We start from the raw sequence: 26,240 nt of genomic DNA on the forward strand, positions 1-26,240 counted from the left end.
GGCGCAAATCGCATTCTTCTTAACTTGCAGATAAAACACTATGAAAACACTCTCAGCTGTTACTGAACCCCCAAAAGCCGCTCCCGCGGCGCCCGGTAAAAAGAAAGCTATTATGCTGGCTCTGCCGGTAATCGTTGCCATATTACTGTTACTGGTACCGACACCCGCCGGTCTCGAACCCTATGCCTGGCACTTCTTCGCCATCTTCGTCGGTGTCATTGTCGGATTAATCTTTGAACCGCTGCCTGGCGCGGTGATCGGTTTGACCGGCGTGGTAGTCATTGCGCTGTTCAGCCAGTTCCTTCTTTTCAGCCCAGCCGAGCTGGCTAATCCGAAATTCAAAGTCGCCAGTGAGTCCTTTAAGTGGGCAGTCAGCGGTTTCGGCAACTCCACGGTCTGGCTCATCTTCGGTGCCTTTATGTTTGCCGCAGGTTATGACAAAACGCAGTTTGGTCGTCGCCTGGCCCTGATTCTGGTGAAGTATCTGGGTCGCCGCAGTCTGACGCTGGGGTATGCCATTACCTTTGCTGACCTGCTTCTCGCGCCGTTTACCCCATCAAACACCGCGCGCAGTGGTGGCACTATTTACCCGATTATCGCCAACCTGCCGCCGTTGTATGGCTCTAAACCGAACGACCCGAGCGCCCGTAAAATCGGTTCATACCTGATGTGGGTCGCGATTACCGCAGCCTGTATCACGAGTTCTATGTTCCTCTCAGCACTGGCGCCTAACTTGCTGGCGCTGGCGCTGGTGAAAAGCATCGTCGGTTTTGATATCTCATGGGGCATGTGGTTCCTGGCCTTCCTGCCACTGGGCTTACTGCTGATTCTGACCATGCCGCTGCTGGCTTACTGGTTCTACCCGCCTGAAGTCAAAATCAACGATGAAGTGCCGAAATGGGCCATCGCGGAACTGGAAAAACTGGGCCGACTGACCCGTAACGAAATCCTGCTGCTGGTGTTTGTGGTCTGTGCCCTGCTGATGTGGATTTTCGCGACATCCTGGATCGAGCCGGCGATGGCGGCGCTGCTGGTGGTGGTACTGATGCTGTGGACTGGCGTCCTGAACTGGAACGACATTACCAGTAACAAACCGGCCTGGAACACCTTTGCCTGGTTCGCGACCCTGGTAGCACTGGCCGATGGCCTGGCCCGCGTCGGCTTCATCACCTGGTTAGGTAAAGAGGGAGGCATGTTGCTGCAGGGTTATGACCCGCAGGTTTCAGCGGTAGTCCTGTTGATTGCCTTCTTCCTGCTGCACTATCTGTTTGCCAGTACTACCGCCCATACTACCGCGCTGTTACCGGCCATGCTGACCATCGCAGCCTCAATTCCAGGCATCAATATGCCGGTCTTCTGCCTGATGCTCTGTACCTCTCTGGGTGTGATGGGCATCATCACACCCTACGGCACCGGCCCAAGCCCGATTTACTACGGCAGCGGTTATCTGCCTACCAAAGATTACTGGCGCCTGGGTACGATTTTCGGTGCCATCTTCTTAGGTTCTATGATGCTGATTGCCTATCCGTGGATGGTGTGGATGTTCTGACGGATACAACATGCAGATCAACGCGTTATAAGATACCATTCCTGCACTTCCCCACCGCACCCGCGGTGGGGAAGCATAATAAACGATTAATTCGCCTATGATGTTGCGCCCCGCAGCCTGCACGCGGAGGTTCAGCCGGTCATTAAGTGAGAAAAAATGTCGAACAAACCTTTTGTCTATCAGAACCCTTTTCCGCTGTCCCACGAAGATACTGAATACTATTTGCTGAGTCGCGAGCATGTCTCCGTTGCCGAGTTTGAGGGTCAGGAGATCCTTAAAGTTGAACCTCAGGCACTCACGCTGCTGAGTCAGCAGGCTTTTCATGACGCCTCTTTCATGCTGCGGCCGGCCCACCAGCAGCAGGTTGCCTCCATCCTTGAGGACCCTGAAGCCAGCGACAATGACAAATATGTCGCTCTGCAGTTTTTAAGAAACTCTGAGATTGCCGCTAAAGGCGTGCTGCCAACCTGTCAGGATACCGGTACCGCGATCATCATGGGCAAAAAGGGCCAGCGCGTCTGGACCGGCGGTGGCGATGAGGCTGCGCTGTCACAGGGTATCTACAACACCTACATTGAAGATAACCTGCGCTATTCACAGAATGCCGCGCTGGATATGTACAAAGAGGTGAATACCGGCACTAACCTCCCCGCGCAGATCGACCTCTACAGCGTGGATGGCGATGAGTACAAATTCCTCTGCATCGCCAAAGGCGGCGGCTCCGCCAACAAAACGTATCTCTATCAGGAAACCAAAGCGCTGCTGAGTCCGGGCAAGCTGAAAAATTACCTGGTGGATAAGATGCGTACCCTCGGCACCGCAGCCTGTCCGCCTTACCATATTGCGTTTGTTATCGGCGGCACCTCGGCTGAAAGCACCCTGAAAACCGTTAAGCTCGCCTCGACGCACTATTACGATGGCTTACCGACTGAAGGTAATGAGCACGGTCAGGCGTTCCGCGACGTTCAGCTGGAGCAGGAACTGCTGGAAGCCGCGCAGCAGCTCGGCCTCGGCGCACAGTTTGGCGGCAAGTATTTCGCCCACGACATCCGCGTGGTGCGTCTGCCGCGTCACGGTGCATCATGCCCGATCGGCATGGGCGTCTCCTGCTCAGCAGACCGTAACATCAAAGCGAAGATTAACCGTGAAGGTATCTGGATTGAGAAACTGGAAGCCAACCCAGGTCGCCTGATTCCGGAAGCGCTTCGTCAGCAGGGCGAAGGTGAAGTGTTGCAGGTGAATCTTAACCGTCCGATGGAAGAGATTCTGGCCCAGCTCTCCGCGTATCCGGTCTCTACCCGCCTCTCACTCACTGGCACCATTATCGTGGCGCGTGATATTGCGCATGCCAAACTCAAAGAGCGCATTGATAACGGTGAAGGATTACCGCAGTACATTAAAGATCACCCTGTCTATTACGCTGGTCCGGCCAAAACGCCTGAAGGCTATGCTTCCGGTTCACTCGGCCCGACCACTGCAGGCCGCATGGACTCCTACGTGGATCTGCTGCAGGCCCACGGCGGCAGTAAGATCATGCTGGCGAAAGGCAACCGCAGTCAGCAGGTGACCGATGCCTGTCATAAACATGGCGGCTTCTATCTGGGCAGCATTGGCGGCCCGGCTGCCGTGCTTGCACAGCAGAGCATCAAAAGTCTGGTATGCGTGGAATATCCTGAGCTGGGAATGGAAGCGATCTGGAAAATCGAGGTGGAGAACTTCCCTGCCTTCATCCTGGTCGATGACAAAGGTAACGATTTCTTCCAGCACATTGAACGCGCGCACTGCGCAAAATGCGTTAAGTAACCTATGCGTTAAGAAAGAAAAAAAGCCCCGATTACGGGGCTTTTTTTTAACCACGCTGCAACCGCTTCAACGCCACATCAATCTGCACCTCACCCTGGGTGAGTTCGATGATCTGATACTTAATGGCCGGATTTTCGATTAACCCGACCAGTGTCGCTGCAACATCTTCGCGCGGGATTTCCCCATACGGAATAGCCAGATCGGCATGAACCCGACCTGTACCGGCTTCATCGGTTAGTGTTCCCGGCCGCAGGATCACCCACTCCAGCTTACTCGCCACCAGCTCAGCATCCGCCAGACGCTTCACACGCATGTAATTTTCAAATCCTTCTGACGGCGTTTTGCCACGGCCTGCATCCGGGAATGCTGAGACCAGCAGGAAGCGCGAGACTCCTGCCTGCTCTGCTGCGGCTACCGCCAGCTTTAGCCCGTCACCATCAATGGCATTAGTCAGCTCGATCCCGGCACCGCCCGCACCCGCCGTAAAGACAGCCACGTCATGACCAGTCATAAGATCTGCCAGTGCCGTCACGCTCAGCTGCTGAATATCCCCAGCAACAGGCTTTGCGCCTGCGGCCTGAAGCGTCTCAGCCTGTTCCGGTTTGCGGTGCAACGCCGTCACTGTATGGCCTTTACTACTCAGCTGACGGGTCAGCTGTTGGCCAACCTTGCCTGCCGCGCCGATAATGAAACATGTCGTCATAGGATGCGATCCTTCTTCACTGATTAGGTGCCAGAGTATAACCTCTGCCAGAAACATAACAGGCGCCTGATGCGGCGCCTGCTGGTTTTATTCCGGAATGACTTTTTCCGCTTTCAGCTTATCAAACAGCTGCGTAAAGGAGTCAAGCGTGCTGCGGTAACCGATGAAGCCCGCTTTGCGGCTTTTACTCATATCGGTAAAGGCTTCCATCGGACGACCCAGGTCCGCATCGGTATGCCACCATGAAGCCAGCTTAGTCACATCAGCCTCCCGCAGTTGATGCTGCTCTGCAATCACCTTCCATGCACTGGCGGCTTCCTGCATGCGATTTTCCAGCGGCATCATCTGCGCCGGATAGTCCGCGGCTTCAATACCAAAATAGTCAGCCAGTTTTGGCCACATCCAGTTCCAGCGGAAAACGTCGCCGTTTACGGCATTGAAATCCTGATTCGCGCCATTCGGTGACGTGGCAGCCCAATGCAGCTGCTCAGCCAGCAGGCCCGCATCGGTCATATCAACAATACCATTCCACTGCTCAGGGGATCCCGGGAAGATAAATGGCCAGCCCTTCTCTTTACACAGCGTCGCGTAAACCGCCAGCGTCTGCCCCATATTCATCGCGTTACCCACGGCATGCCCGATGATGGTATGCGGACGGTGCACGCTCCAGCGGTAGTCGTATTTCTCAGCGCCCGCGAAGACTTCATCTTCCTGCGCGTAGTAGAAGTTATCGACCGGCTGACGGCCCTGCTCTTCGCGGAACGGCGTGACCGGCACTGCCCCTTTGCCGTATGCTTCAAACGGCCCCAGGTAATGCTTCAGCCCGGTGACCAGCGCCACATGCGAACCCTTCAGGCGATCGCCGAGTGCCTCAATGACATTACGTACCATGCCGCCGTTAACACGAATGTTCTCTTTCTCATTTTCCTGACGCGCCCAAACGCTGAAGAACAGCGCGTCCGGTTTTACTGTTTTCAGCGCGTCACGGACGGCATCTGCGTCGGTCAGGTCGGCTGTCAGGCTCGTCGCGCCTTCAGGAACGGCACCGCGTCCGCGTGACAAACCGGTCACCTGCCAGCCTTCGTTTTGTAATTTCTCTGCCAGTGCGCGACCAATAACGCCGCTGATGCCCACAATTAAAGCGTGCTTTTTCATTTGATTTCTCCTCGTTTTGCGTAATGCTAAGCCTAATAGAGAATTCAGTTCTTATCTCTGGCATTTATTCACAGCATTCTCAACCTGAGTTCATTAATCAATGCACGATCACCGCCTCAAAGATATTCTGCCGTTTGTTGCCAGCGTCGAGTGCGGCAGCTTTACCGCCGCGGCTGAGCGTCTGCACGTGACCGGCTCTGCGGTCAGTAAAAGCGTCAGCCGCCTGGAAACACGCTTAGGCTCGCGACTGCTGGAGCGCACTACCCGGAGCCTGCACCTCACCGACGCGGGCACCGCTTATTATCAGACCTGCCTGCGCATCCTGGAGGATTTGGCCGAAGCCGAAGCGGTGCTGGCGGCCCAGCGCACTATTCCGTCCGGACGCCTGCGCCTGGCCGTGCCCACCACCTATGGCCGCCTCAACGTCATGCCGCTGCTGATGCCCTTTTGCCAGCAGCACCCGGAACTGGCGCTGAGCCTGAGTTTGTCCGATCGTTTTGTTGACCTGTTTGAAGAGGGTGTGGATGTCGCGGTGCGCATCGGCGGTGCACCTGACCTGCCCGCTTCGCTGGGCTGCCGTAACATGGGCCGCGAGCAGATGCAGTTCTGTGCCTCCCCCGCCTATCTGGCCCGCGAAGGACGCCCGGAGAATGAGGCGGCGTTGCTTAACCACCGCGCCATCCTTTACGAACGCGTGGATGGCACCCCCAAACCCTGGCTGTTCACCACCGACGATGGTCAGCCACACTGGCGCGAGGTGCCGTTCCGGCTGGCACTGGGTGACGTCGATGCCCAGCTTCAGGCGGTGATTGCCGGATTAGGCGTGGCGCAGATGCCCTCCTGGCTCATTCAGCGCGCCGTAGCAGCCGGTGAACTGGAGATTATTTTGCCGCAGTTGCAGCCCGATGGGCTGACGCTGAGCGTGGTATGGCCCCGTCGGAAACAATTCCTGCCCAAAGTTGATGCGCTGTTGTCGACGCTGAGTGCCCTCTCTATTCGCTGATCTTGCTTAATTCCCTCTATCACGGTTGGGATATTTCATCCTGACCGTATTCCACTCCCGGACCCCGACACTATTTTCTGCCTCTTCTGCCCTGCCTGAAAGGCGGCCAGCTCATCAATTCACCGAATAACCCGCTTAAATATAATACTTTTATTTTTGCTTTGATGGGATCCCATCAAAATAAAAAGGGCGAAAGGCTTGAGCTCACATAATGAAAACTAAGTTTCAAATATAATTTAACCCGAAATAAAAATATCAGTAGGGTGATGTCTTCTTCATGTTCTGACGTTTTGTCTTTGCCGTTATTACCAGGAGTATTCATGGAAAAAGAACTCTATATCTCGTCGAACCCGGCCTCCGGTCCAAATAGCGCCACTCGCACCGAGCCTTTTGTGAAGATTATTGCGCTGGTCGCCACCCTGGGTGGATTGCTGTTCGGCTACGACACGGGTGTCGTCTCGGGTGCGTTGCTTTTCATGCGCGGCGACCTGCATCTCACGCCGTTTACCACCGGGCTGGTCACCAGTTCCCTGCTCTTTGGCGCAGCCTTCGGCGCGCTAGCCGCCGGTCATCTGGCAGATGGTCTGGGCAGACGACGTATTATCATTGCGCTGGCACTGATCTTCGCCCTGGGCGCCGTCGGGTCAGCCCTGGCACCAGACGTCACATGGATGATCGCCTCACGCCTGTTCCTGGGCTTTGCCGTGGGTGGCGCAGCCGCCACTGTGCCGGTCTACATCGCGGAAATCGCGCCCGCTAACAAACGCGGCCAGCTGGTTACCTTGCAGGAATTGATGATCGTCAGTGGTCAGCTTCTGGCATACATATCAAACGCCACCTTTAACGACATCTGGGGCGGCGAAAATACCTGGCGCTGGATGCTGGCGCTGTCAATTGTGCCCGCCGTTCTGCTCTGGATCGGCATGATATTTATGCCAGAAACCCCACGCTGGCACGTGATGAAAGGCCGCAGTCAGGCTGCTCGTGAGGTGCTGGAAAAGACCCGCGCCGCTGAAGATGTTGAGTGGGAACTGGAAGAGATTGAGGAAACCATCGAAGAGAACCGTCAGCGTGGCAAAGGCCGTCTGCGCGATCTTGCGACGCCGTGGCTGATGAAAATCTTCCTGCTGGGCGTAGGTATCGCCGCCATTCAGCAACTGACCGGCGTCAATACCATCATGTATTACGCGCCCACCATGCTGACCGCCGCCGGATTGAGCAACGATGCCGCGCTGTTCGCCACCATCGCCAATGGGGTGATATCCGTCATCATGACGCTGGTCGGAATCGGGTTAATCGGCAAGGTCGGCCGTCGCCCGCTGGTGTTGATCGGACAGATGGGCTGCACCTGCTGCCTGTTCTTTATCGGTCTGGTCTGCTGGCTCATGCCGGAATACATCAGTGGTACGGTCAACCTGCTGCGGGCATATCTGGTGCTGGCGGGCATGCTGATGTTTCTCTGTTTCCAGCAGGGCGCGCTGTCACCGGTCACCTGGCTGCTGCTGTCGGAGATCTTCCCGGCCAGGATGCGCGGCATTTGTATGGGCGGCGCAGTCTTCTCACTGTGGATCGCTAATTTTGCCATCTCTATGGCCTTCCCGCTGTTATTAGCCGCATTTGGTCTGGCTGGTGCCTTCTTTATATTCGCGGCAATCGGCATTGGTGGTTCTGTTTTTGTTGTGAAGTTTATTCCCGAAACCCGGGGAAGAAGTCTGGAGCAGGTCGAACACTATTTCTATGCGCTCTATAACGGCAAAAAATAATGCCTGACGCTGCGCACTGAAAAAATACGACCCGCGTCATTACGCTGACGACCCGATTGCTATTAACACCGACACCCTACGTTCAAGGAAATTGTTATGAGCCTGAATATTCCCAACGCGCGTTTTTGCATCAACCGTAAAATCGCGCCCAGCCTCACCCTTCCGCAGTTTTTTAAACTGGTCAGCCAGCTCGGTATTAACAATGTCGAGCTGCGAAACGATATGCCCAGCGGACGCGTGACCGACGACCTCACCGGTGATGAGGTCAAAGCGCTGGCGCGTGAGTCAGGCATCCGGATTGCCACCATTAATGCGCTCTACCCGTTTAACCAGCTGAATGAAGAGGTGCTGCAGCGCGCCCGCCAGCTGTTAAGCGATGCGCAGGCGGTTGGCGCTGAAGCGCTGGTACTCTGCCCGCTCAATGACGGCACGCCCATCAGCGCCGCCGACACGATCCACGCGCTAAAAACCCTTGGCCCACTGTTCGCCGACGCGGGTATTCAGGGGCTGGTCGAGCCGCTGGGCTTTCCGCAAAGCTCACTGCGCTCAGCAACCCAGGCGCAGACGCTAATCCGTGAAGCAGGCGTGCCGTTCAGATTGCTGATCGATACCTTCCATCATCATCTGTTTGAGGATGCGGAGCAGACTTTTGAGCAGAAGATCAACATTCAGCAAATCGGTCTGGTTCACCTTTCCGGCGTCACCGACCCACGCCCGGTCAGTCAGCTCACCGACGAAGAGCGCATCATGCTCAGCGCAGATGACAGATTGCGCAGCAAACAGCAGGTCGAACGACTGGAGAAGCTGGGTTACACCGGTCTTTACGCCTTTGAGCCGTTCTCATCCGTGATGAACAGCTGGCAGGAAGCGGACATCACCCGCGAAATTCGCGACAGCATCCAGCTGTTAAACCACTCAGCTTAAGGGAACCATCATGACAATTAACATTGGTGTAATCGGCACCGGCGCAATCGGCCGTGAACATATCCGTCGTTGCAGTACCGTTTTACAGAATGCGCGCGTGGTGGCACTCAACGACATTAACCGCGATAACTGCCAGCAGATTGTTAATGCGCTGACGCCGGAAGCACGTATTTATGACAATGCGATCGATCTGATCAACGATCCGCAGGTTAACGCGGTGCTGGTCACCTCCTGGGGTCCGACGCATGAGGCCTTTGTGCTGGCCTGTATCGAGGCGGGCAAGGCGGTGTTCTGTGAGAAACCACTGGCGGTCACCGCTCAGGGCTGTATGAACATTGTGGAAGCAGAAATTAAAGCCGGACGTCAGCTGGTGCAGGTCGGCTTTATGCGCCCCTATGACAGCGGCTACCGTGCACTGAAAGCGGTGATCGATAGCGGTGAGATTGGCGAGCCTTTAATGCTGCATTGCGCGCACCGCAACCCGGAAGTGGGCGACAGCTACACCACCGACATGGCGATCACCGACACGTTAATCCATGAACTGGATGTGCTGCGCTGGCTGCTGAATGATGACTATGCCAGCGTGCAGGTAATCTTCCCGCGTAAAACCCGCAAGGCATCGTCACACCTGCGCGATCCGCAAATCGTGTTGCTGGAGACCACCAAAGGCGCACGTATCGATGTCGAAATCTTCGTGAACTGTGAATATGGTTACGACATTCAGTGTGAAGTCGTGGGTGAAAGCGGCGTTGCTCGCCTGCCGGAACCCGTTTCTGTGCAGACGCGCAGCGCGGCAAAACTCTCTACCACCCTTCTCACTGACTGGAAAAAACGCTTTATTGATGCCTATGACGTGGAGTTGCAGGCGTTTATCAACAACGTCATCAGCCGTGAGATGACAGGTCCTTCTGCGTGGGATGGCTACGCCGCTGCGGTAGCGGCGGATGCCTGCGTCGCGGCGCAAACGTCCGGAGAGATTGTGCCGGTTAAGATGGCAGATAAACCGGCGTTTTATCGCTGACAGAAACAGTGCACGGCGGGCTCCGCCGTGCATTCCCTTCTCCATTTCCCCGTTTATCAGCAGCGCGCCACGCTCCGGGACACCCGCCGATACGCACAGAAAAGGGCTGCTGGCCTATCACGGTGCCGTGATCACAATGGCAACACGCCGGTTTTGCGCACGCCCTTGCGCGCTGTTGTTGCTGGTAACCGGCGCACTCATGCCCAATCCACGCGTGACAATGTTTTCTCGCGGAATCGCCGCACCTTCCGCCCATTGCGCCGCTACCGCATTCGCTCTTTTAAACGACAGCTGCTGGTTATAATCGGGTTTGCCGTAATTGTCGGTATGTCCGTCGATGCGCACATGCTGAATGCCGGTCGACGCCAGATTTTTTGCCATCACCTGAAGAGTACTTTTGCTGGCAGGCGTCAGTTCTGATTCGTTTACCCCAAACAGAATCTTATCGGATAAACCTAATCCCCAGCCTTCCATGTTCTGCGTGAATCCAGCACTTTTCATCGCTGCGATTTGTGCCTCACTAAAACGCTCTTTCGACTGACAACCCAACAGAGCCAGAGTAAACAGCATCAGGGAAATGTTCTTCTTCATATTCACGCCTTATTTACGCCTTATTTGTTCGCTTATTCCTGTACATATCCATATCGGCACGTTCGAGAATGGACTCAACCGTATCACCGCGCTGTGACCACGCATAGCCGATGGTCACTGAGGTCGTAATCGGCATGCCGTCTGCAACAACAATTTTTTCCATCATGACGTTATGAATGCTCTGCATGAGTTGCTGTAACTGCTCCTCAACGGCGCGGCTGCTGACCAGCACGGCAAATTCATCCCCGCCTAAGCGGGCGACTAAATCCTGATCAGATGCCAGTGATAAGAGGCGCGATCCTATGGCTTTTAACACGTCATCCCCGGCAGCATGCCCCCAGTTATCATTGATGCTCTTGAAGCGATCGCCATCCAGAAACAGTAGAGCAAAACGCTCATGGGCATATTGCTGCTCAAGGAGCTGAGTCAGTCGGGCAGAAAAGGCGCTGCGGTTAGCCAGGCCGGTCAGCGGGTCTTCCAGCGCTTTGGCGGCCAGCGAAAGATTGTCACGCATCAGCGACGCCTTGAGCGATTGCATCTCCATTAGCAGCGAATTCAGATCATCTGAAAAAAGCTGAAACTCCCGGATCGGGCCGCCCGGAATACGCAGTGAAAAATCGCCAGAATGAATTACATAGTGAATCGAACTGGTGATGGTGCGCAGCGTCGCAATCATTCCCCGATGCAGAAATTCACTTAACAGAAGCGAGATAAGCAGTACGCAGAGCATCCCGCTGGTCAGAATCATGAATGAGTAGCGGATAAAACTGACTGCACCGGACACGGTACCTTCCAGCGTCAACGTACCAACGGCGGCGTCAGCGTGAATGATATTGACGTTGAGGGGCTTGAGGTAAATCCACTCACGCAGCATACGCGAATACCAGCCCGTATTTTCCTGCTGCGCATTCCACTGGACCAGAACAATCTGATCCCGGGTAACCAGTTTTGCCGAGGCGTACATGCCTTCATTACCAAGCCGTTCTATTTTATTACGTGCGTCGTAACTGTCGGCAAATACGGTAGCTGCCGTTAATGTTGTACTCAGAGTCGAACCAATTAATTCGAGGTTCCGTTTCTCATAATTTTTAATAAACAGCAAGGACGTTGAGGAGAGCAACAGCCAGCACAACAGTAATATCACCGCAGAATTGATGGTGCTTATTTTCCGCAGTTTATTGCGGATCGAGGATTTGTCATTTCTTAATTTATCGAATTTCATCTTATTCGCTTCCCTCGCGGGAGAGCAAAAGCACATCCGGACTCACCCTGACACCGCTTCGGGTAAGCGAATCAAGGTTAACGGAAAAATGCGTATGGTCAGGTTGAAAAATCAGGCAAAAAGCGGCGCCCACAGTACACTCCGCATTGTTCTCTGCAAGCGTAAGAACGGCTCTTCCGTGAAACTGCTGAATAGCCTCCACCTGCTGCTGCGGCGTCTGATCGCCGAAATAGACGGCGTCGCAGCGATGCAGCGCGATGTCGTTTACGTTAGCCAGATAGACCACGGTAAAGGTCGCCGCCGGAGATGCGGAATGTTGCGGCAAAGAGAGATGCCGCGCTGAAGATAAAGCACATAATTCAGGGTTTTTTAAACCCGGCCATTGGGTGAAGCTAATAATACCGCTGACAATACGATTGGCTTTGTCGTCTTTAATTTCGGCCCAGGCAAAATGAGGGAGTAGCAACAGAATAAGGGACGTAAAAACGATTTTCCAGATGTGACGCAGCAGAAGCAGCACATCGATTTCATGATGAATTTGATATTTATCTATCATACTGCGTTCCAGTAATACTACGCACGGCGGGAGACCTGAATAAGCGCGAAAATATTAGCACAGCGGCAGTTACAATTGCACACGGATTTTAATCAGTACCAGCCATGACTGTATTTTTATCGTTTATTCCTGATATTAATCTGGGCCATCATTACCCGTCTGGTTGATGTGCAGTTAAGCCATCTGCCCAGATTATGCGCGGTGTCATGATGCGTTATTATCTGTCCGACATGATCTTATCTGGCGTAAGCGTCACGAATCAGATTAGTCGAAATAGGGTTTGAGAATGTCTTCCGTCCATTGCATAAAGGCCCTGACACGTCGCGACAGATTACGTCGGTGGGCGACAACAAATGAGGCACTGAGCGGCTCGGGACGCAGGTCCGGGAGAACTTCCACCAGCGCGCCGCGTTCTATAAAGGGCGCGAGTGTGGCGTAGCCGCCCTGAATCAGGCCCAACCCGGCCAGTCCCGCCTCATGATAGGCTGGTACGCTGTTGACCCGCATCGCACCGGGTAAAAGCAGCATTTTGTAGCCGTCATCGGCTGGATACTCCCATCCCTCAGGCTTTGAGCCAAAGCTCCGCTGGTAATGAACCAGTTTGTGGCCCTGATTGCGCAGATCATCAATGGTCTGCGGCACCCCAACGCGTGCCAGATAGCCAGGGCTGGCGGCATTGATCATGCGAAGCTTTCCCAGCGGCCGGGCAATCAGCGTCTCATCCATGATCGGTCCCAGGCGGATGACACAGTCGAATCCTTCATGAACCAAATCAACCCGCCGGTCACTGCCTGAAAGTTCAATCTCCAGTTCAGGATGGGCTTCAAGCAGCTGTGGCAAGGCGGGGATCACTACGCTCTGGGCCAGCACGGCTGGCATATCAACACGTATCCTGCCCCGCAATGCTATCCCGTCGTGAGCGAACATGGTCTGCAACTCCTCGACTTCCGACAGCAGTTCCCGTGCGCGTGCATAAAAAGCCCGTCCATCCTCCGTTAACTGTACGGTCCGCGTGGTGCGGTGCAGGAGCGTCGCGCCGGTCACCTTTTCAAGTTCCCGGACCACCAGTGATGCACGGCCTTTCTGGATCCCCATGCTTTCGGCTGCCTGAGTAAAACTCTTCATTTCAGCCACACGCGCAAAAATCGTCAGTGCCTCGAGGTTTTTCATTGTTTCCCTTCAGAGTAACAGTGCGTAATTTTTTGCGTAATTTATCACCTTATTAATAGCTAATAGAGTGCTTTCACACCGCAGAATTTATACAACGCGACAACAAGGCAAACCTGCTCACAGAGAAAAGGTTTCCCCTTCAGGAAGGAGAGAGAAATGAACAAAGGTTATTTAATCGCTCACGTGACCGTATCAGATCCTGACGCCTATGCTGAATATGCCAGAGCAGCTGGCGAGGCCATGCAGGAATTTAATCCAAAGATCGTTGCCTGGTCAGGGCACTATGCAAATCTGGAGGGAGAGGCTCATGAACGGCATGTCGTTTTTGAGTTCAGCTCTTTTGACGAAGCCAGACGATTTTATGAAAGCCCTGCGTATCAGGCTGCCAGGTTGTTGCGCGCAGGGGCTGCACACGGGACGTTTGTGCTGGTCGAAGGAGCGAGTCTTTAAACACTTCATCGTCGTGCGCCGATGCAGACGCCAGCGAACCCTGGCCCACAGGATGTCGCCAGAATGCTGAGTGTTGCCTGACTTAACCGGTGAACGCCGCTTTTATTGTTCTTTTAATTGACGCTGCCTGACCACACTGTCGGTAAGGTAGCGTGCAACAGGCAAGAGGATGGCTGTGTCTGGCTTTGTTACTTCCGCAGAGCGTTTCAATCCTCCTCTGCTACTTTCATTAAAGCCACACAGATAAAATTTTCGTACAGACGCTCACTTTCGGGGCAGGTGCAGACCAAAGATATTCTGCCCGCTCTCATGCCGATAGTAAGCCTTTCCACCATGCAGAGCGGCGATTGCGCGCACCAGCGACAGTCCCAGCCCGCTTCCGGCCGTATGACGGACGTTGTCGCCACGCCAGAAGCGTTCAAATAATTTTTCAGGCTCCTCCAGCTCTTCGCCCGCGTTTGACGCCTCAACCTCAACAGAGTCAGCGTGATGATACGTGATGACCTGAATCGTGCCTTTTTCTGGAGAGTAACGAATGGCGTTGATCAACAAATTGCTCATCGCACGCTGGAACAGCATTTTGTCCGCGGTGAGGCTGCCTTTAGTGCTCAGCTCAATGACCTTTTCCTGCTCTTCCGCAACAGGTTCAAGAAAGTCGATCAGTGCTTCCAGCGCATCCTGTAGCAGGAAGTCCTGTTTATTAAGTCTGATATTGTGGTGCGTCGCGCGCGCCAGAAAGAGAATGTTTTCAGTCAGACGCGACAGACTCTCCAGCTCTTCAATGTTGCCTTCAATCAGCGTCTGATATTCAACGGTAGAACGTTCATGACCCAGCGCAACCTGATTCTGGCCCAGTAACACATTAATGGGCGTGCGGATTTCGTGCGCCAGATCGTCGGCAAATTGGGTCAGACGGATAAAGTCCGTGGATAAGCGCTGACGCATAGCGTTAAGCGCGTTGCCAATCGGTAGCAGCTCTTGCGGAATAGCCTGAAGCGGCACGGGCTGATTTAACCGATCACTGGCCGTTTCTGCCACGATCTTACTTAACCGGCCGATCGCCCTTAGCCCTCTGCGAATCAGCAGCGGACTGACAGCGGCGCACAGCAAAATGGCCGCCAGTGAAACCAGAATGCTTTGCTGGCGATAACGTTCCAGCATTAGTGCTCGCTCCCGCGCGACCCTGGCGAGCGTAATGGTTACCGGCCCGAGTGATGAGTTTGCCTGCAAGCTTAACGCCGACGCCTCAGTCTTATCTGCATTAATCCAGCGGTACAGCTGTTTTTCACTGGGTGGAGTGCTGGCTGGCGTGGGCGAGATCACGGGCAACGTTATCCCGGTATGATTAATACTGACGTTTTGCTCATATTGCGAGCGGATGCTGAGAATGTCCTGATGGATATCGACCATCCGATTGAAGTAGAGTGGCAGCGAGCTGGGATGGGCACCATCTTCAAGCAGTTGTCTTAACTGCGCCGCCCGGTTAATCAGCGTTTGATCGTCCCGCCATACCAGTTCGCTGCGTAAAGCTTTATACAGAATCAGGCTAATGCCGCCACAGGCCATCGCCATGATTAGCGTAAAAATCACTGTCAGCCGCAGCGTCAGAGACGGGCTAGTCACCCTCAATCCCCTTTTTGGACAGGCAGTATCCCATGCCCCTTACCGTTGTGATGAGCTTTTGAGGAAAGGGATCGTCGACTTTACGGCGCAAACGGCGGATAGCAACATCGACGATGTTGGTTTCACTGTCGAAATTAACCCCCCATATCTCGCTGGCCAGCAGCGTCCGGGGCAGAATCTCACCGTGACGGCTGGCGAGCAGCCACAACAGCATGAACTCTTTACGCGTCAGCGTCAGAGTGACGCTGTCACGTACAACCTGAAAGCGCGCTGAGTCCATCACAAGATCGCCCACCTGCAGTACGCTACTGTGCGGCTGCTGCTGCCGAAGTTGGTTTCTCACACGAGCCAGAAGCTCCGCAAAAGAAAACGGCTTAACCAGGTAATCATTGGCTCCCAGTTCCAGCCCTTTCACCCGATCATCCACCGAGTCTCTTGCTGTCAGACAAATCACCGGAGTCTGACTGGCGGTACGCAGGGTTTTCAGCACCTGCCACCCATCCATTCCCGGCAGCATAATATCCAGTATCACCAGACTGTAGGGATGTGACAGCCCGAGATGCAGGCCATCCCGTCCATCTGCGGCGTAATCCACGATGTAGCCCGCTTCTTCAAGCCCCTTACGCACCCAGGCGCTCGCCTTCTGGTTATCTTCGATCAGTAATAGTTTCATCGGCGCAGTTTGCCATGAAATTTATGACCGCCCCAGCGTTTCAGCGCCAGATGACAATATGGTCATCTTTCTGTCAGGCAGAACGAACAACCGTACCGGTATAACAGCGGGGTGATTAACACCGGAGTATTAAAAAATGAAAAAGAACCTCACTGCCCTGGCCCTCGCTGCGTTGCTTGCCGTTCCCGCGGTCAGTTTCGCAGCCAGTAAAAATCCGCTGAGCGTTCATGTGCTGAACCAGCAAACCGGCCTTCCGGCCTCAGAGGTTGAGGTGATGCTTGAACAGAAACAGGGAGAAAGCTGGAAAGTACTGAATACTGCCAATACCAACCAGCAGGGTCGGATTGATGCCCTTTGGCCAGCAAAGCCTTTTGAAGCGGGTGATTATCGGGTGATTTTTAAAACCGGTCACTATTTTGTGGTACATCATCAGCAGAGCTTTTTCCCCGAAATCCCGGTGGAGTTCCATATCACCAATACCACCTATCACATTCCGTTGCTGCTGAGCCAGTACGGTTACTCCACCTATCGCGGGAGCTGAAATAAATGAAACGTTTACTGCTAGCATTGATGCTGACAACCGGACCTGCCGTGGCGCTCGCTGCTGAACCAGCCTCCGTCTATGACATGACGCAGGCGCTGAGTAACCAACTGGCAACGGAAGCCTTGTCCGCCTGCCATAATATGCATCGTCAGGGCGTAGTCGCCGTGGTGGATCGGGGTGGAAACCTGGTCACGCTGATGCGGGACGATAACGTGGGTCCTCACAACACCCAGGCAGCCTGGCGAAAAGCGTTTACTGCGCTCTCCACCAAAACGCCGACCAGACAACTGACCATAAAAGCGCAATCATCACCGGAAAGCGTCAACCTGAATACGGTTAATGAACTCTTGCTGCTTGGTGGTGGTGTTCCCGTGCAGTATCGCGGCCAGTGGATCGGCGCTATTGGCATGGCAGGCACCGGTGGCGCGGAGTCAGACGATCACTGTGGGACCGAAGCGATTAACAAAGTGCTGGGTAACAGCAAGCAACCGTAATCATGATGAACGCGTGGCGGATATATTCCTGCCAGACATGGGGAAGAAGCAGTTCCCCGTGCTGTTCAAATACGTCGCCGCCGAAACGTCTGCTATGTTCCAAAAGCGGACGTTATAAACGACTTCTATGTTGAATATCGGAAGCCGCCATCGATGAGATCTTATGGTAAATCGAGTGTTGTCATGTGCCTGGTGGGTTGTTTATCAAAAATGACTAAGAGAGTCTCTTTGGTAATAACAATCAGGAAGGCGACTATGAAGATAACGAAGATTGACCACATACACGTCTACGTCGGGAACATTGAACTGGCAGAACGCTGGTACCAGGAGGTTCCTGGCTTTTCCCGCGACGACTCGCTGTACTTCTGGTTTGAGCAGGGAGGGCCGCTAGTTATCAGAAATAACGGCGCATCACTTTCCCTGTTTCTCAGGAAAAATCAGCATCCCGGGCATACGGTGGCTTTCGCCGTAGAAGCGGCTGCGTTTCTCAGTTTTGTGCCTGCTCTCAACGCTAAAGGCATCCCGTTTACCGTATGCGATCACGATGTATCTATGTCCGTGTACTTTAACGATCTTAGCGATAATAAGATTGAGCTGACCAGTTATGAATATCTTCTGGCAAAGCAGCTATTGGAGAGCATTGTATAGCTTTCTCCATTAACTGAAGTCGGAGCGCAATAGGGTTGTTACGTTCAATATGGCAGAACTTCCCTGTCACTATCATTTTGACGTCCGCATCTCGCTCATAGCTGACATTGCAGGGTAGGTTTTAGTGTTCATTGCTTGTCAGCGTAGCCGCCTCTTTGAACACGTCATCCTCACAGCCTCAGTAATAATTGGTTAAGGAATTTATTCCGCTCAACAGTACTGGCCGACACATTATCGCGCTAACTTGACTTTTCACACCCCAGTAAGCGAGGCCGGGCCGCGTGTTTATATCGTCATCATTAAAGCAGCCATCAGGTGGGTTTCTTTTTCTTCTTTGTACATGGCTTACGGTACATACCACTATTGTTGCCGCTGATTCTGTTAAAGAAAATCAGCAGTTTGAAGGTCTCATCAGAGAACCTCTGATGCTGAGCGTCACACTGCCGGACGGTAAACCTGCTTTACTTGATGCCTTCGTTACCCGGCCGGCCGGATTTAAACGCTGGCCTGTCGCGCTGATCACCAATGGCACAGTGGGTACGGCTGAATTCGATCGCTGGGAAATGAATCCTAACCGAATGTCGGGTACGGCCCTGACGTTCGCTCGCCATGGTTACGCTGCAGTTGTCGTACTCAGGGAGGGTTATGGTTATTCAAGCGGTGGGGCCGAGTATACAGGCGGGACCTGTGTGCGGCCGCAGCATGATCTGGCAAAGAAACGGGACACTGAAGACCTGCTGGGTGCGCTCAGCGCTATCAGGCTCCAGCCATGGGCATCCCGCAATGAGGCGATTCTTGCAGGAATGTCAGCCGGTGGATTTGGCGTACTGGCCGCCGGTGCTGGACGGCCATCCGGTATTAAAGCCATTATTAACTTCGACGGAGGACGAGGTGCTGCAGACAACGCGTCAGTGTGTGACAAAGCGGGCTTGCTGAAAACATTCGCTGCTATGGGGGCCGCTTCACACGCACCCTCACTCTGGCTCTATTCACTGAATGACAGGTTATTCCCGCCTCTTACAGGCATTTCTTTTTTTAACAGTTACGCGTCAGCAGGGGGGTCGGGGAGATTTGTCGTGATGCCACCTTATGGGATTAATGGCCATGTTTTTATGGAATCCGCTCCCGAAAGTTTCTGGTGGGGTCCGGTGGCAAAATTTCTTCGTGAAAAGGGATTGCCATATCGGGAGGAAGTTGCGGTCAGCAGGAAAAAAATGCCATTCCCCCCTTCCCTTAATAACGCAGCGGGAACGTCAGCATTCAGAGAATATCAATCTGCGCAGCTGTATGAAAAAGCATTTGCTATGGATTCCTCAGGAGACTGGGGAGTATCTTACTGGGCGCGCTCAGCCCCGGAAGCCGCAGCGACTGCACTCAGAAATTGCCAGAAACATCTGAAGAACACATGGGGAAAATGTCGGATTTACGCTGTCAACAATGCAGTTGTTCAGGACTGAAAGCCGCCACTTCATCATAAACTACCCAGGCTTGACGTCCGCTTTGTGCCAGAAGCGGACGTTGCAAACCCGGATGAATAGTTTATCTGACTAAATTTAGAGGGTGTAGAAAAAATAAATTAAGCTTTCACTCCTTTGTATGAATAGCCTCCATGGCATGTCTAAAACCGGACGTCCTTTCGGACGTCCTCGCTCGATTGCCGCCGGGTACTATCCCTTTCCCCTCCTAAGCAAAAATTGCAACGGTCTGGCGTCCCAATATGATCAAGTTCCCCTGCTCGTCCCACACCTCCATATCTTGTAAAGAATAACCATGCGCCGCCCAACGACTAATAGATCGCAGCAAGAACCATCCGCCTGGCAAGGCCAGGCGAACGAAATCGATAGTCCACGAAACTGAGCTTATGGGTGCAGGCTTGGTAAACGCAGTAAAAGCTGCAGGCGGCAACGCATCGGCGAGTGCCACAAGTGCTACAGCAGGATGCACACCGTCAGCACTCAAATGTTTTACCCAGACGAGCAACTCTGGATTTTTTGCGCCGGAGATCACTTCTGAACCACCGGCCGGGCGCATTTCAAAATTGAAAGCACAGGCGGGAACAAACCTGGGGTCACGCACTGCTTCTGGATAGTGCAGGGGAGCTTTTACAGATGGTCGCGGGACTTGTTCGTGGGCTATCTGACTTTCGCGTTCTTGGGCGAACAGCATCGTAGTGTGAAGTACCACTGAGTTTCCGGCCAGGCAGTCAGCTCCTATAGAAGTCAGGGACTTGCCACTACGCAGTTCTTTCGAAGCAAACGTCAACTCACCTGTCGCTGGAGCAACAAAAGTCACCTGCATCGTCTTGATGGGGGGTAAATCAGGCTTAGAATGAACAACGGTCTGAAGTGCTAGTGCGGCAGAAAGACCACCATAAACGGTACGTCCTTGAAACCAGCCTGCCGGAACGTGAAAAGGTACTGAAGGATCGAAACCAGTGATAATGTCAGTTAGGGAATGCATGAAGTGCGTCCTCGGTTGGTTGAGATTAGGCTCGTGGCGTAATACATCACTAGGGGGAATACTACCCCTCATTTCCCACCTCGCCATCAAAGCCACCCACGATTCCCAACCACTCTAATGGAGTACTTTGCTCAGGATCATGAATTATTTTTTATTTATACCGAAAACGAGATAGTCATATTTATTGTTGGCCGGACATCTGGGAAGGTGTAGACAAAATCATGTCGTGAGTCGGCGTGCGAGTATTCGAGCCTCGGCCAACCAAACCCATGCCTCGCTTACCGCAAAAAGACGATCGTGATGCATGATCTGTCGCCGAGCCCTCTCATTCCAGGCATGAGTTCGCTCCACTACCCATCGCTTGTGCATGACCACAAATCCAGCCTGAACAGGCCCCACTGAAAATAGATCGCCTTGTTTAGAGTGCCATTGCCCTGTTCTTCTGTCATTCGGGCCACGGGTGACTTGAAAATCGATAGCGTGCAGTTGATGGTGGCGCTGTGCCCATCAACTGCTTACGCACTATCAACAAAGAGCGTGCTCAGTGACGGATGTTTTTCCTTCGATTACGCCACCGCATCATTGGCCACGTCGAGAGCCTGCACGCTTGCAGCACTGATACTTACAGCCAGCAGCAGGCCCAATGTACCGACAACCAAACTCCGTTTACGCCCCTTCACTTTTTTGCCTGCGTCACAGCAGCTGTCACCGCCTTGATGAGAACTACGAGTCGACTGTGAATCCAGGATAGCAGCTGACGGGCTGTCAGCGCGTTCTTCCCGCTCACGCCATTGAGCTCGCAAGTGATCATGCGCTTCCAGTAACGTCCGCCGGGAGTGAAGTGGTGGCACTTTCCACCCTCCCGATACAGCAGCCATGAATGACAGGGAAACGCTTAAAGAATAGCGAATTATTTTCTTAATTGGCTGCTATTTATTCCGGCATCCAGGATGCTTTTTTCTTTACTTTAATTTACCTCTCTGCAGGGATGCCAGGTCAGTAAAATGATAAAATAATGGCAATTGGATTTCATCACAACCTACTGAATTTACTTATTATTTTTCCGATAAATAATCAGATGATTGGGAGGTATCTGTCTGTTTTCTGTTGCCAGCGCTTTTGGGAAATTTTATATGACGCAACAATCTACAGGAGTGGCCGGAAAGGTCATAAAGCCTGTGTCCGACTTTTTCAGCTCGCCGATCGCGGGCGGCATCGTTCTGATACTTGCTTCCCTTGCTGCCATTATTGTGGCGAACTCAACGCTGCATGAGAGTTATGAGTCGTTGCTAAAGCTAAAGGCAGGCGGACTGTCTGTTGAGCACTGGGTCAATGACGCCCTGATGGCTGTCTTTTTCATGATGGTCGGGCTGGAAATCAAACGTGAACTGCTGACGGGGCAGCTGGTTACCTGGAGTCAGCGCGCGCTGCCGGGCTTTGCTGCACTTGGTGGAATGGTTGTACCTGCGCTGATTTACACTGGCTTCAACGTCGGTCATGGTGATGCCCTGGCAGGATGGGCTATTCCGGCCGCCACCGATATTGCGTTTGCGCTTGGCGTACTGGCGCTGCTTGGCAGCCGCGTACCTTCCTCACTGAAAGTTTTTCTGTCTGCGCTGGCTATTCTGGATGACATGGGTGCCGTTGCCATTATTGCGCTCTTTTACACCAGCGACATCTCACTCATCATGCTTGGTGCCGCTACGATGATGGTCATACTGCTGTTTTTACTTAACCGCGCAGGCGTGACTCGCCTGCTACCATACCTCGCGGCAGGCTGTCTGCTCTGGTTCTTCATGCTGCAGTCCGGGGTTCACGCAACCATTGCTGGCATTGTACTGGCGTTCTGTATCCCACTACGGAAGAAAGATCGGGATAATAAAGTACCACTGGACCGGCTGGAACACGCCATCAATCCCTGGGTAACATTTCTTATTCTTCCCCTGTTCGGCTTTGCCAATGCCGGAGTCGCGCTTTCAGGAATGACGATGGACGACCTGCTTTCATCCGTGCCGGTTGGTGTCGCTCTGGGGCTTTTCATAGGCAAGCAGATCGGGATTTTCGGCCTGTCACTGCTGGCTGTACGCCTGGGGCTGGCGCGCCGACCGGATAACAGCAGCTGGACGCAGGTTTACGGCGTTTCTGTGCTGTGCGGCATTGGCTTTACGATGAGTCTGTTCATCGGCAATCTGGCTTTTGCGGGCAATACGCTACTGATAGATGAGGTTAAAGTTGGCGTGCTTGCTGGCTCACTTCTGGCCGTGGTGGCAGGGATGCTGATTCTACGTTTCAGCAGTGCTTCACCAGTGCGTTAATCTGCCAGTTATCTGAGCGGTACAGGGCATTGTACCGCTCAGACTTCAAGTCCTATCGCTTGCGTGTTTTTATGTGCAACGAGCTTCAAGTGCTCTGCAGATGAATACTATTACGCAATGACTGAGCGTACTCTACAAGCAATGATAAGTGATTATTCACCGCCTTCGCACCTGCAACCTGATAGCCATTTTAACTTAACAAAATGCCTTATTGGTCTGTTTCAGTTGCCATAAATATAAAGTCCGTTTTTCGGTCATAGCGGACATTGGCTCGCGTGTTAGTCCGCTTTGTGCCAGAAGCGGACGTTAACTTCGTTCAATGCATCACTCCTGAGATTGAACAGAACAATTTTCATCTGCACGTGTTTCTGCTTTCCGTCCAGAGTAGAAAAATCCTTGCATATTAATGGCATGAGTTTATTTTGGTACTTAAATCAACAGCATTTATGGCCCTTTAATGATGCAAGTGATACTTGTTCGACACGCTGAAACAGAGTGGAATGTGAAAGGTATTATTCAGGGCCATAGTGATAGCGCATTGACTCTTCGGGGGGGCGCCAAACGTCAACCTTACTGGCAGCGTTTGCAGCGAGTGATTACCAGGTAGAATGTGTTTACGCTTCTACGCTCGGCCGTGCCTTGCACATGGGGCAGAGCCTGGCCGAGAGCTTTGGTTGCTCACTGATAGCTGAACTGGCTCTGAAAGAACAGGCATTTGGTGACTTTGAAGGCATGACAACCGTACAGCTCTCGCAACACAATCCGGACGCTGCAAAGGCGTTATTCAAACTTGATGCAGAGTATTGTCCGCCAGGGGGGAGTCTCTCTCACATGCATCGCAGCGAATTATGCATTTTTTATCCAATCTGGAAAAAAACGACATCATCAAACAATATGTATTGTGTCTCACGGGCAGGTCATTCAGGGCTTGCTTGCGATTCTAAAAAGTGGAGCTGTGGATGATTTTCACAGGTTTGGACAACCCAACGCGAGTTACTCCGTTTTCCACCTGAATAATGGCATATGTGACACTCTCAGGTGGGGAATTGCTACACATTTACGTCTCCTGGAATAACCGTTACCTTTAAGTCATTCAGTCATTCAGTCATTCAGTCATTCAGTCATTCAGTCATTCAGTCATTCAGTCATTCAGTCAAAGCTATCATGATTTAAGTACAACGCTCGCTTTTCGCTCATAGCTGACTTGCCCCTGAATAATGACTCATACCCACGCACAAGACAGGTGCTTGCAGCGGGAGTCGCTAGTTTTCCAGCGGCCCCTATAACGCCGTCCCGGCACGTATCAAATACATGTCCGGGAGGGCCCACTTCTGGTTTCACTATGAATGTTGACACCTGCAACATCCTGCCCACAAGAGAGTGAAAATCATGCCTGAAACCGATTAAGGTCCACAAGTTGTCGCAGCATCTCGATATGAATCGGCTTATCATTAAGCGCCGGTATGTACGTAAAGGATGTACCCCCCGCATGCATAAAAATCTCCCTGTTCTGCTCATCAAGCTCCTCAAGGGTTTCTAAACAGTCTGATGCGAACCCAGGGCTGATGACATGCAGGCTTTTTATTCCTTCATTCGGTAGATTTTTAATCGTCTCATCAGTATAAGGCGTTAACCATGGCTCTCTGCCGAATCTTGACTGGAACGTCATCACTATTTTCAATGACGGCATATTGATTGCTTCAATGAGTAATTTTGTCGTTAACTCACATCTTTGAGGGTATTGGTCCCCCTCTTTGACAAACCTGACCGGTATACCATGATATGAAATCAACAATGCATCTGGAATGCCGTTAGCTTCGAAAGATGCCTGAACGGATGCTCTTAACGCTTCAATGTAGGCAGGGTGATCGGCATAGTCATTGATGAAATTTATAGAGGGTGTATACCGGTTCTTCATTACCTGCAGGTGACGACTCACACTATCCCAAACGGAAGAAACGGTCGAAGATGAAAACTGCGGATACAAAGGAATGACGATAATTTTATCGACGCCTTTTTCCAGTAGCCTGTCAATTGCACCACCTATACTCGGCTCGCCATAACTCATCCCCAGCTCAACGGGCATACCTGTCACTTCTTCAAGCGCACGGGCTTGCCTGACGCTGTAAACCATGAGAGGAGAACCTTCCTCCATCCAAATCGAAGAATATAATTTCGCCACTCGTTTTGCACGTAATGGGATAATCACGCCATGTAGAATGGGGCACCAAATGATTCTCGGTAAGTCGACCACTCTGTAGTCATGCAGAAATTTAGATAAAAATTTCTTTACCGCAACAGGCGTTGGTTCTTTTGGTGTTCCAAGGTTAACAATCAAAACACCCTGTTTATTCGTCATTAGGTGGGGCCCTCAAAGCCATTGTCACTAATTCACTCATGTCAGTCACTCCGTAGCAGCTTATCTTAAAGGCCTCAATTTGACCTCATTTTACAGAAGTCATTGAAATGCAGATTTACTGTTTCACGGCTTATGATGCTATGAATCTGATTGCAGCCATCGCTTTGACTCAATGGTCATGATTTTAGGACATTTCATCAGTAAAAACATTACTTTCTCTATCGTCAGATTTAACCGGTGCGGGGCTACACGACGTCATTATTGGAGTCGGCGTGTGGGGTTGGTTGGCTGGAGGAGGTGAGAAAAACCGCATCTGGATGCCCGCGCAGAAGCATGCCTTAGGCTTTATCTTTTTATGCGTATAAGTGATGAAGGCGACTGGCCTGCTACCTGTTAATGCTTACAGAACGCTGTTAGCAATGTCCGCCTCTCGCTCATTGCGGACAAAATATGCGCTGTTACCGTCCGCTTTGTGCCAGGAGTGGAAGTATCAAAGGGTTTGTGTGAGTTAACTTACGAGAGATTGATCATAACTTACGAGCAATTAATCTAAATAATGGGCATTCATGCCGGCTGGTTTGAAAATATTAAGTCTATGATTTTCATATTTGGACATAAAAACGGATGAGCGAAAATTTAGTATTCATGTTGTTAGCGCTTGAAAAATCACGTCAAGCCTTACCGGGCTGCAGGCCAAATCCACCTGTAGGGTGCGTGATTATCCATAAAAGGGCAGTGGTTTCCGAAGGCTTCACTCAACTTCCAGGTCATCATCACGCAGAGATAGACGCCATTTCAAAATTAACAGTTCCAATTAGTGAATGTGAAATCTTTGTCACACTTGAACCCTGCTCCTATCAAGGAAGAACCCCTTCCTGTGCCTTGACACTTGCTGACCTGAAACCACGCCATGTCTATGTGGCCATGGAAGATCCGCATCCTCGAAACCGTGGAGAAGGACTCAGAATTTTAGAAAATGCAGTAGTCAGCTTTACTCTAGGCATTGGTAAACTGGAGGTAGAGAATTTTCTATCTCCCTATCTGGCGAAGTACTAGGCCGTGTGGACATAACAAGACTGTATCAGCCAAAGGTCCGCTGTTCGTTCTGACCTGCTCCATTATGATTCACACAGTAGACTGTTACCAATGTCCGCTTTTCGCTCATAGCGGACCTTGCAGCACGTATGTCCGCTTTGTGCCAACGTTACGTAAGG

General features: G+C 52.4%; 24 protein-coding genes and 2 pseudogenes. 15 read left to right on the forward strand and 11 right to left on the reverse strand.

All coding sequences use genetic code 11. The features are described 5' to 3' along the window. Positions 1-40 precede the first annotated feature (40 nt). A complete protein-coding gene (locus tag HZZ01_RS12805; protein ID WP_179897885.1) occupies positions 41-1,549 on the forward strand; it encodes a DASS family sodium-coupled anion symporter in 1,509 nt (502 codons plus the stop codon). 156 nt (positions 1,550-1,705) lie between these two features. Then, complete coding sequence (fumA, locus tag HZZ01_RS12810; RefSeq protein WP_179897887.1) at positions 1,706-3,352, forward strand: class I fumarate hydratase FumA; 1,647 nt, start codon at positions 1,706-1,708, stop codon at positions 3,350-3,352. Between the two features lie 46 nt (positions 3,353-3,398). On the opposite strand, the gene HZZ01_RS12815 is transcribed toward fumA, so the two are convergent. Next, positions 3,399-4,055, reverse strand: a complete 657-nt coding sequence (locus HZZ01_RS12815) for an SDR family oxidoreductase (protein WP_179897889.1) — start codon at positions 4,053-4,055, stop codon at positions 3,399-3,401. A gap of 87 nt (positions 4,056-4,142) precedes the next feature. Further along, positions 4,143-5,210, reverse strand: a complete 1,068-nt coding sequence (locus HZZ01_RS12820; RefSeq protein WP_179897891.1) for an SDR family oxidoreductase — start codon at positions 5,208-5,210, stop codon at positions 4,143-4,145. A 100-nt stretch (positions 5,211-5,310) separates the two neighbouring features. Between HZZ01_RS12820 and HZZ01_RS12825 the strand changes: the two genes are divergently transcribed. The 4 genes from HZZ01_RS12825 to HZZ01_RS12840 all read left to right on the forward strand — a co-directional run bounded on the left by HZZ01_RS12825 (position 5,311) and on the right by HZZ01_RS12840 (position 9,921). Next, on the forward strand, positions 5,311-6,213 hold the full coding sequence (locus HZZ01_RS12825) for a LysR family transcriptional regulator (RefSeq protein WP_179897893.1): 903 nt from the start codon (positions 5,311-5,313) through the stop codon (positions 6,211-6,213). Between the two features lie 320 nt (positions 6,214-6,533). Next, positions 6,534-7,976: a sugar porter family MFS transporter gene (locus tag HZZ01_RS12830; RefSeq protein ID WP_179897895.1), complete on the forward strand. Its 1,443-nt coding sequence runs from the start codon at positions 6,534-6,536 to the stop codon at positions 7,974-7,976. Positions 7,977-8,072: 96 nt separating this feature from the next. Further along, complete coding sequence (locus tag HZZ01_RS12835) at positions 8,073-8,900, forward strand: TIM barrel protein (RefSeq protein ID WP_304622171.1); 828 nt, start codon at positions 8,073-8,075, stop codon at positions 8,898-8,900. 10 nt (positions 8,901-8,910) lie between these two features. Beyond that, positions 8,911-9,921: a Gfo/Idh/MocA family protein gene (locus tag HZZ01_RS12840; protein ID WP_179897897.1), complete on the forward strand. Its 1,011-nt coding sequence runs from the start codon at positions 8,911-8,913 to the stop codon at positions 9,919-9,921. A 117-nt stretch (positions 9,922-10,038) separates the two neighbouring features. On the opposite strand, the gene HZZ01_RS12845 is transcribed toward HZZ01_RS12840, so the two are convergent. The 4 genes from HZZ01_RS12845 to HZZ01_RS12860 all read right to left on the reverse strand — a co-directional run bounded on the left by HZZ01_RS12845 (position 10,039) and on the right by HZZ01_RS12860 (position 13,460). Next, positions 10,039-10,512 (reverse strand): OmpA family protein, encoded by a 474-nt coding sequence (locus HZZ01_RS12845; protein ID WP_179897899.1) that lies wholly within the window; start codon positions 10,510-10,512, stop codon positions 10,039-10,041. A 13-nt stretch (positions 10,513-10,525) separates the two neighbouring features. Further along, the gene (locus HZZ01_RS12850; protein ID WP_179897906.1) at positions 10,526-11,734 is read right to left on the reverse strand and encodes a diguanylate cyclase domain-containing protein; all 1,209 of its coding nucleotides are present in this window, start codon (positions 11,732-11,734) and stop codon (positions 10,526-10,528) included. 1 nt (position 11,735) lies between these two features. Beyond that, positions 11,736-12,290, reverse strand: coding sequence for a YfiR family protein (locus HZZ01_RS12855; RefSeq protein ID WP_179897908.1), 555 nt, complete (start codon positions 12,288-12,290; stop codon positions 11,736-11,738). Between the two features lie 264 nt (positions 12,291-12,554). Next, the gene (locus HZZ01_RS12860) at positions 12,555-13,460 is read right to left on the reverse strand and encodes a LysR family transcriptional regulator (RefSeq protein WP_179897909.1); all 906 of its coding nucleotides are present in this window, start codon (positions 13,458-13,460) and stop codon (positions 12,555-12,557) included. A 156-nt stretch (positions 13,461-13,616) separates the two neighbouring features. On the opposite strand from HZZ01_RS12860, the gene HZZ01_RS12865 reads away from it, so the two are divergent. After that, positions 13,617-13,910: a DUF1330 domain-containing protein gene (locus tag HZZ01_RS12865; protein WP_179897912.1), complete on the forward strand. Its 294-nt coding sequence runs from the start codon at positions 13,617-13,619 to the stop codon at positions 13,908-13,910. Positions 13,911-14,174: 264 nt separating this feature from the next. Here the strand turns inward: HZZ01_RS12865 and HZZ01_RS12870 are convergent, their stop codons facing one another. Further along, on the reverse strand, positions 14,175-15,533 hold the full coding sequence (locus HZZ01_RS12870; protein WP_179897914.1) for a heavy metal sensor histidine kinase: 1,359 nt from the start codon (positions 15,531-15,533) through the stop codon (positions 14,175-14,177). Continuing rightward, positions 15,526-16,206: a response regulator transcription factor HprR gene (gene hprR / locus HZZ01_RS12875; protein ID WP_179897916.1), complete on the reverse strand. Its 681-nt coding sequence runs from the start codon at positions 16,204-16,206 to the stop codon at positions 15,526-15,528. The genes HZZ01_RS12870 and hprR overlap by 8 nt, the downstream gene beginning before the upstream one ends. 136 nt (positions 16,207-16,342) lie before the next feature. Here hprR and uraH point away from each other — a divergent pair, with 136 nt between their 5' ends. The 4 genes from uraH to HZZ01_RS12895 all read left to right on the forward strand — a co-directional run bounded on the left by uraH (position 16,343) and on the right by HZZ01_RS12895 (position 19,349). Next, positions 16,343-16,747, forward strand: coding sequence for a hydroxyisourate hydrolase (uraH, locus tag HZZ01_RS12880; protein ID WP_179897917.1), 405 nt, complete (start codon positions 16,343-16,345; stop codon positions 16,745-16,747). 5 nt (positions 16,748-16,752) lie between these two features. Continuing rightward, positions 16,753-17,244 (forward strand): heme-binding protein, encoded by a 492-nt coding sequence (locus HZZ01_RS12885; protein ID WP_179897919.1) that lies wholly within the window; start codon positions 16,753-16,755, stop codon positions 17,242-17,244. Between the two features lie 255 nt (positions 17,245-17,499). Next, positions 17,500-17,892 carry a VOC family protein gene (locus HZZ01_RS12890; protein WP_179897921.1) on the forward strand — a complete coding sequence of 131 codons (393 nt, stop codon included), beginning with the start codon at positions 17,500-17,502 and terminating at the stop codon, positions 17,890-17,892. Between the two features lie 281 nt (positions 17,893-18,173). After that, positions 18,174-19,349: a dienelactone hydrolase family protein gene (locus tag HZZ01_RS12895; protein WP_370463470.1), complete on the forward strand. Its 1,176-nt coding sequence runs from the start codon at positions 18,174-18,176 to the stop codon at positions 19,347-19,349. A gap of 226 nt (positions 19,350-19,575) precedes the next feature. Here the strand turns inward: HZZ01_RS12895 and HZZ01_RS12900 are convergent, their stop codons facing one another. Both HZZ01_RS12900 and HZZ01_RS12905 read right to left on the reverse strand, forming a co-directional pair. Then, positions 19,576-20,352: a thioesterase family protein gene (locus HZZ01_RS12900; protein WP_179897923.1), complete on the reverse strand. Its 777-nt coding sequence runs from the start codon at positions 20,350-20,352 to the stop codon at positions 19,576-19,578. Between the two features lie 219 nt (positions 20,353-20,571). Then, a pseudogene (locus HZZ01_RS12905) lies at positions 20,572-21,215 on the reverse strand (transposase); the annotation flags it as partial. A 270-nt stretch (positions 21,216-21,485) separates the two neighbouring features. Here HZZ01_RS12905 and nhaA point away from each other — a divergent pair. From nhaA to HZZ01_RS21195, 3 genes and pseudogenes are all read left to right on the forward strand, one after another. Then, positions 21,486-22,667, forward strand: a complete 1,182-nt coding sequence (gene nhaA, locus HZZ01_RS12910; protein ID WP_179897925.1) for a Na+/H+ antiporter NhaA — start codon at positions 21,486-21,488, stop codon at positions 22,665-22,667. A gap of 460 nt (positions 22,668-23,127) precedes the next feature. Continuing rightward, positions 23,128-23,408, forward strand: a pseudogene (locus HZZ01_RS21190) (histidine phosphatase family protein); the annotation flags it as partial. 52 nt (positions 23,409-23,460) lie between these two features. Then, positions 23,461-23,742 carry a histidine phosphatase family protein gene (locus HZZ01_RS21195; RefSeq protein ID WP_370463471.1) on the forward strand — a complete coding sequence of 94 codons (282 nt, stop codon included), beginning with the start codon at positions 23,461-23,463 and terminating at the stop codon, positions 23,740-23,742. Between the two features lie 312 nt (positions 23,743-24,054). On the opposite strand, the gene hemH is transcribed toward HZZ01_RS21195, so the two are convergent. Further along, on the reverse strand, positions 24,055-25,026 hold the full coding sequence (hemH, locus tag HZZ01_RS12920; protein ID WP_179897927.1) for a ferrochelatase: 972 nt from the start codon (positions 25,024-25,026) through the stop codon (positions 24,055-24,057). 624 nt (positions 25,027-25,650) lie between these two features. On the opposite strand from hemH, the gene HZZ01_RS12925 reads away from it, so the two are divergent. Then, complete coding sequence (locus tag HZZ01_RS12925) at positions 25,651-26,082, forward strand: diaminohydroxyphosphoribosylaminopyrimidine deaminase (protein WP_179897929.1); 432 nt, start codon at positions 25,651-25,653, stop codon at positions 26,080-26,082. Positions 26,083-26,240: the final 158 nt, after the last annotated feature.

This window comes from Pantoea sp. WMus005, assembly GCF_013415305.1.
Taxonomy (GTDB): domain Bacteria; phylum Pseudomonadota; class Gammaproteobacteria; order Enterobacterales; family Enterobacteriaceae; genus Pantoea; species Pantoea rara.